The sequence below is a fragment of the Rhodopseudomonas sp. BR0M22 genome (assembly GCF_010907035.1).
Lineage (GTDB): Bacteria > Pseudomonadota > Alphaproteobacteria > Rhizobiales > Xanthobacteraceae > Rhodopseudomonas.
This window is the reverse complement of sequence record NZ_QUMK01000043.1, coordinates 41711-48681: the sequence shown is the minus strand read 5'-3', so window position 1 is coordinate 48681 and position 6971 is coordinate 41711. Positions and strand designations below refer to the sequence as shown.

General features: G+C 67.3%; 5 protein-coding genes and 1 pseudogene. 4 read left to right on the top strand and 2 right to left on the bottom strand.

Annotated elements, in window-relative coordinates:
- From DY468_RS25020 to DY468_RS15015, 4 genes and pseudogenes are all read left to right on the top strand, one after another.
- Window positions 1-111, top strand: a pseudogene (locus tag DY468_RS25020) (IS110 family transposase); the annotation flags it as partial.
- A 499-nt stretch (window positions 112-610) separates the two neighbouring features.
- Complete coding sequence (gene ybaK / locus DY468_RS15025) at window positions 611-1087, top strand: Cys-tRNA(Pro) deacylase (RefSeq protein ID WP_164605608.1); 477 nt, start codon at window positions 611-613, stop codon at window positions 1085-1087.
- A 125-nt stretch (window positions 1088-1212) separates the two neighbouring features.
- Window positions 1213-1704 (top strand): GNAT family N-acetyltransferase, encoded by a 492-nt coding sequence (locus DY468_RS15020; RefSeq protein ID WP_164605607.1) that lies wholly within the window; start codon window positions 1213-1215, stop codon window positions 1702-1704.
- A 222-nt stretch (window positions 1705-1926) separates the two neighbouring features.
- Window positions 1927-3213, top strand: coding sequence for an NAD(P)/FAD-dependent oxidoreductase (locus DY468_RS15015; protein ID WP_164605606.1), 1287 nt, complete (start codon window positions 1927-1929; stop codon window positions 3211-3213).
- 77 nt (window positions 3214-3290) lie between these two features.
- Here the strand turns inward: DY468_RS15015 and soxR are convergent, their stop codons facing one another.
- On the bottom strand, window positions 3291-3746 hold the full coding sequence (gene soxR / locus DY468_RS15010; RefSeq protein WP_164605605.1) for a redox-sensitive transcriptional activator SoxR: 456 nt from the start codon (window positions 3744-3746) through the stop codon (window positions 3291-3293).
- A gap of 143 nt (window positions 3747-3889) precedes the next feature.
- Entirely contained in the window at window positions 3890-6967 is a 3078-nt protein-coding gene (locus DY468_RS15005; RefSeq protein ID WP_164605604.1) for an efflux RND transporter permease subunit, read from the bottom strand.
- Between the last annotated feature and the right edge of the window lie 4 nt (window positions 6968-6971).

Here is a 6971-nt window from a genome sequence, read left to right as displayed (position 1 = left end):
GGAAAACCCGGAAAGGTCGCGCTCATCGCAATCGCCCGAAAACTGCTCGTCACAGCCAACGCACTCGTCAAAGCCGACACGCCATATCAAGGTAAGACCCTTGACACATGAGACAGTCGCCGGGTTCACGCGCTGGCGCGCGTGCCCCGGAATGACGGCAGGGCCGGCACGAAGTAACCGCAGCCGCGCGCGTCTTCACCACCCATCCGTCATTCCGGGGCGCGCGTCAGCGCGAACCCGGAATCCGGAGGTGCAGGCCGACCCGTGGTGCTCCACAACCGCGAGATTCCGGGCTCACGCGCTGGCGCGCGTGCCCCGGAATGACGGCGAGTTGGCGGCACGAAGTAACGGCCGCCGCGCGCGTCTTCACCACACCCTCGTCATTCCGGGGCGCGCGCGAGCGCGAACCCGGAAACCGGAGGTGCAGGCCGCCCTGCCGTGCCCCATGGCCGCGCGATTCCGGGTTCGCTCGCTGGCGCGAGCGCCCCGGAATGACGGTGTGTGGGGGCATGATCGCGTTGCATTGCGTCGGCTTGCGTGCAGTGACAATGTGCACCGCGGCGCGCGAGGCCTCTCCGCGCTGTCCTGCTAACTCCCCCGAGTCCCCGCCATGTCCAAATCCACCCGCGCCACCCAGATGCTCGACAAGCTCGGCGTCGCGTTCAAGCTGCACAGCTACGACTACGATCCGAATGCCGAAGCGATCGGGTTGGCGGCCGCGGCGGCGGTCGGGGTCGAGCCGAAGCGGATGCTGAAGACGCTGATGGCCGAGCTCGACGGCAAGCCGGTGTGTGCGGTGATCGCCTCCGACAAGGAGGTCAGCATGAAGAAGCTCGCCGCCGCGCTCGGCGGCAAGAGCGCCAAGATGATGAAGCCGGCCGATGCCGAACGGCTGACGGGCTATCATGTCGGCGGCATCTCGCCGTTCGGCCAGAAGAAGCGCGTGCCGGTGGCGATCGACGAGGCCGCGCTCGCCGAGACCACGGTGTATCTCAACGGCGGCCAGCGCGGCCTGCAGATCGAGCTCGACCCCGAGGCCGCCGTTACCGCACTCGGCGCCGTGGCCCGGCCAATCGCGGCGGACTGACGCAGCCGACGCACGCGCGCATTTGGTAGTTTGATACTTCAACTGCCGACCGGATTTGCGCGGTTCGGTTTGTGTCGCGACGGCGGAGGACTATGCTGCGGCACGACTCGCCGGAGGGCCGTCCGATGACCGCAACGAGTGAACGACGTGGAGAGGTCAGGCCGCTCGGCCCGGCCGACGCCGATCGTTACTGCAATCACTTGATGCGGCTCGATGCCGACGCGCGCCGGATGCGGTTCTTCGAGGACGTCTCCGAATTCCACGTCCTGTTCCACGCCGGCGCGGCGCTGTCGGACGGCCGCCCGGTGCTGAGCTATCTCGAAGACGGCGAGATCCGCGGCGCCTGCGAATTGCTCGAGATCGACCGCGTCAATCACCTCGCCGAAGCCGCCTTCAGCGTCGAAGCCGAGTGGCGCTGCCAGGGCATCGGCGGACTGCTGATGGCGGCGATGATCGCCGAGGCGCGCCGGCTCGGGGTGCGGCGGATCGAGATGTCGTGCCTGCGCTCCAATCTGCCGATGCAGGCGCTCGCGGCCCGCTTCACCTCGGACCTGCGCCAGATCGGCGAGACCGCACTGGCGGTGCTCGACAACAGCCCGGAACCCAGCGCCGCCTGAGCCGCGCCTCGCGGCCAGCACCGACTCGTCCGCCACCCTGACCAATTGGGGGTTGCAGGCGCGACGATATCTGCCATAATTCGAATATTCGAATGTACGAAAGTATTGGCCGACAGGCCCGCGCAGACAACAACAAGCAACGGCGAACTGCCGCCGGCCCAACGAGGAAACCGTAACCGCCGCGGCACGCCGTGCGCCGGCGGCAACAAGGAGTTGGCGACGATGGCACACATCCTGATCATGGGCGCCGGTCTCGGCGGCGTCGTGATGGCCTACGAGATGAAGGACCTGCTCGGGCGTGACGACGAGATCACCGTCGTCACCAAGGACCCGATCTATCACTTCGTTCCGTCGAACCCGTGGGTCGCGGTGAAATGGCGGACCCGCGAGGCGGTCGAGGTCAATCTGGCGCCGACCTTCGCCAAGCGCGGCATCACCTACAAGCCGGTGCCGGTGACCAAGCTGGAGCCCGACGAGAACCGCGTCACCCTCGCCGACGGCAGCGTGATCGGCTACGATTTCCTGGTCATCGCCACCGGGCCGGAGCTCGCCTTCGACGAAATTCCGGGGCTCGGCCCCGAGGGCTACACCACCTCGATCTGCCACGTCGATCACGCCACCGCGGCGGCCGAGGCGTTCGAGCAGTTCTGCAGGAATCCGGGCCCGATCGTCACCGGCGCGGTGCAGGGCGCGTCCTGCTTCGGGCCGGCCTACGAGTTCACCTTCATCCTCGAGACCGAGCTGCGCCGCCGCAAGATCCGCGATCAGGTGCCGATGACCTTCGTCACCGCCGAGCCCTATATCGGCCATCTCGGCCTCGACGGCGTCGGCGACACCAAGGGGCTGCTCGAAGCCGAGATGCGGCAGCACCACATCAAGTTCATGACCAGCACGAGGATCGCCAAGGTCGAGCCGGGCAAGATCACGGCGGAAGAAATCGCCGACGACGGCTCGGTGAAGAAGACGGTCGAGCTGCCGTTCGGGTTCTCGATGATGCTGCCGTCGTTCCGCGGCATCGCGCCGCTGCGCGGCATCGAGGGGCTGGTCAATCCGCGCGGCTTCGTGCTGATCGACAAGCACCAGCGCAATCCGAAATATCGCAACGTGTTCTCGGTCGGCGTCTGCGTCGCGATCCCGCCGATGGGGCCGACGCCGGTGCCGTGCGGCGTGCCGAAGACCGGCTTCATGATCGAGTCGATGGTGACCGCGACCGCGCACAACATCCGGCAACTGCTCGACGGCCAGGAGCCGACCCATCAGGCGACCTGGAACGCGGTGTGCCTGGCCGATTTCGGCGATTCCGGCGTCGCCTTCGTGGCGCAGCCGCAGCTTCCGCCGCGCAACGTCAACTGGTCGTCGTCCGGCGTGTGGGTGCACAACGCCAAGATCGCGTTCGAAAAGTACTTCATGCGCAAGATGAGCCGCGGCGAGAGCGAGCCGTTCTACGAAAAGGCGATGCTCGACATTCTCGGCATCGGCAAGCTGAAAAAGACGACCGAGTCGGCGTGAGAGCCGCGCCCGCGCGCCGCGACCGGTGCGGCGCGCACGGCCGACAACGACAGCTCCAGCCCGACGCTTCCGACGTCTCAGGGTTTCGCGCCGAGCCGCCTGGGTCCGGGTCCGTTGCGCCCGAGTTCGTCGCCGGGGTTTCGCAGCGGGCATTCCTCCAGCGACAGGCAACCGCAGCCGATGCAGCTCGTGATCTGGTCGCGCAATTGCGTCAGGCCGACGATGCGGGCTTCCAGCATCTCCTGCCACGCCTTGGCGAAACGCGCCCAGTCGGATTTGGAGGGGACGCGATCGTGCGGCAGATCGATCAGCGCGTCGTGGATAGTCGTCAGCGGAATACCGGCCAGCAGAGCGACGCGGATGATGGCAATCCGGCGAAGCACCGAGCGATGATAGCGCCGCTGGTTGCCCTCGGTGCGCCAGCTCTGGATCAGCCCCTTGGCCTCATAGAAATGCAGGGTCGAAACCGCCACGCCGCTCCGCTTGGCGGCTTCGCCGACGGTCAGTGCGATCTTGGTGGTGGCGTCGGTCATCTCAGAGACTCTGCGGGGGCGACTGAATCCAGCGACTCTCTACAACCTGCTTGGTCCAACGCATACCGAATGCGTGCCGGCGGCACGACCCGGCGCGGTGACGCACGGCTTCGAACGCAGCCGTGCTGCGAGCGCACACCGGATTACACGGAGACGGCATCGGACTCGGCCGACGTCCGGCGTTGCCCGCCAGCCGCGCCGGCGTGCCGGTCGGCGGCGATCAGCGTGTAGAAGGTCGGCAGCACGAACAGCGTGAACAGCGTCCCGACCAGCATGCCCATCACCACCACGATGCCGATGGCGAAGCGGCTCGCAGCCCCCGCCCCCTCGGCGAACAGCAGCGGCACCAGGCCGGCGACCATCGCGGCCGTGGTCATCAGCACCGGCCGCATCCGCACTTTCGCCGACTGCAGGATGGCGTCGCGGCGGCCGAGCCCCTGCTCGCGCTGAATCTGGTTGGCGAACGCCACCATCAGAATGCCGTGCTTGGAGATCAGCCCGATCAGCGTGACCAGCCCGATCTGGGTGTAGATGTTGAGGGTGGTGTAGCCGAGATACAGCGGCAGCAGCGCGCCGCAGATCGCCAGCGGCACCGTCACCAAGATCACCAGCGGATCGCGGAAGCTCTCGTACTGCGCGGCCAGCACCAGGAAGATCACGATCAGCGCGAACCCGAAGGTGACGGTCAGGCGATTGCCCTCCTGAACGTATTGCCGGCTGTCGCCGAGCCAGTCGATGGTGACGCCGGGCGAGCGCGGCTGCACCTCCATGAACGCCACCGCCTGCCCCATCGTCACGCCGGGCCGCAGCACCGCCGACAGCGTCGCCGCGTTCATCTGGTTGAACTGCGGCAGCCGGTTGGCGCTCGGCGTCACCGACACCGAGGCGACGGTCGAGAGCGGGATCATCTCGCCGGAGCGGGTGCGGACCTGATAGCGTCCGATCGTCTCAGGCGTCAGCCGGTCGCTGCGGCGAACCTGCGGGATGACGTCGTAGGAACGGCCGTAGTAATTGAAGCGGTTGACGTAGTTCTCGCCGACCAGCACCGCGAGGGTGTCGGCGATCGCCTGCATGGTGACGCCGACTTCGCCGGCCTTGGCGCTGTCGATGCGGATCCGCGCGGTCGGGCTGTCGAAGGCGAGATCGCTGTCGACGAAGACGAACAGGCCGCTGCGCCACGCCGCCGTCTTCAGCGCCTCCATCTCGCGGTAGATGGTGTCGAATCCGGCGGGCGAACGCAGCACCATCTGGAACGGCAGACCGCCGGTCGAGGCCGGCAGCGCCGCCGGTTGGAACGGCGTGACGGACGCACCGTGGACGCTGCCGACGGCGCGGTACAGCGCCGCCTGGATGTCGGTGGCCGAACGCTGGCGTTCGCTCCAGTCCTTGAGGATGATGCCGCCGAACGCGTTGTTGAGGCCATCGGTGCCGACGACGAAGAAGTTGGCGGCGTATTCCGGCATCGACCGGAAGATCTGCTGGACCTGCCCGGCCGCCGCCGCCGTGTAGTCGAGATTGGCGTATTGCGGCGCCCGCACCGCGGTGAAGACGTAGCCCTGGTCTTCCTGCGGCGCGAGTTCGCGCTTGGCACCGAAGAACAGCGCCACGATCGCCAGCAGCATGGTGCCGGCAACCAGCAGCACCGCAGGCCGGATCGCCAGCGTCGCGGCCAGCAGCCGGCCGTAGCCGTTCGCGAGCGCCGCGAAACGATGCTCGATCATATTGGCGAACCGACTCTGGACCTGCTTGCCGCCGAGCAGCCGCGAACTCATCATCGGCGACAACGTCAGCGCGATCAGGCCGGAGACCACCACCGAGCCCGCCAGCGTGAAGGCGAACTCGCGGAACATGCTTCCGGTCAGGCCGCCCATCAGGCCGATCGGCGCGTAGACGGCGGCGAGCGTGATCGTCATCGCGATCACCGGGCCGACGATCTCGCGGGCGCCGACCAGCGCCGCATCGATCGGCGACAGCCCCTCCTCGATGTGGCGATGGATGTTCTCGACCACCACGATGGCGTCGTCGACGACGAGGCCGATCGCCAGCACCATCGCCAGCAGCGTCAGCAGATTGAGCGAGAAGCCGAACGCCAGCATCAGCGCCGCGGTCCCGACCAGCGACAGCGGGATGGTCATCACCGGAATGATCACCGCGCGCAGCGAGCCGAGAAACAGGAAGATCACCACCACGACGATCAGGCCGGCCTCGATCAGCGTGTGTTGCACCTCGTCGATCGCGGCGTGGACGAAATGGGCGACGTCGAACTGGTTCTCGACCGTAAGGCCCGGCGGCGCCACGCTTTGCATCGCCGGGATCAGCGCCTTGGTGGCGGCGACGATCTCCAGCGGATTGCCGTCAGGGGTCGGGGCGATCTTGAGATAGACCGCGCGGCGGGCACTCGCCCAACCGAGGGTGTTGCGGTTCTGGCTGCCGATCTCGACGTCGGCGACATCGCGCAGCCGCACCAGGCCGTCGGCCCCGGTCTTGATCACCATGTCGCGGAAGTCGTCGGCCGTGGTGACGTCGGTCGCGGCGGTGATGTTGGTGACGGTGCGGCCGCTCTCGAGCCGGCCGGGCGCGGCCTGCACGTTGTTGGCGCGCAGCGCCGCGGAAACGTCGCCCGCCGTCAGGTTGCGGGCCGCGAGCTTGACCGGATCGAGCCACACCCGCATCGACAACGCCTGCGCGGCGGCGAGATCGGCGGAAGCCACGCCCTTGACCGACGTGATCAGCGGCTGTCCGACCCGCGTGACGAAATCGGTGATCTGCGGAATCGTCAGCGTGTCGCTGACAAAGGCGACGTACTGCACCGCCGAAGCACCGTCGGTGATCTTCGTCACCACCGGATCGTAAGCGCCGGCCGGCAGCCGGTACTTGACCTGCTGAACCTTGGCCAGCACGTCGGTCATCGCCCGATCGGAATTGGCGTTGAGCACCAGCTTGGCCTTGACCTGGCTCTGTCCCATGGTCGAGGTCGAGGTGAGATATTCGATGCCGTCGGCGGAGGCGATCGCCTGCGCGATCGGGGTGGTGACGAAGCCCTGCATCACCTCCTGGGTCGCGCCGGGAAACATCGTATCGACCGTGATGGTCGCGCTTTCGAGGTTGGGATATTGCCGCACCGGCAGCGACAAGAACGCGCTCGCCCCCGCCATCAGGATCAGCAGGCTGACCACCACGGACAGGATCGGCCGGCGGATGAAAAGATCGGTGAACCGCATGACG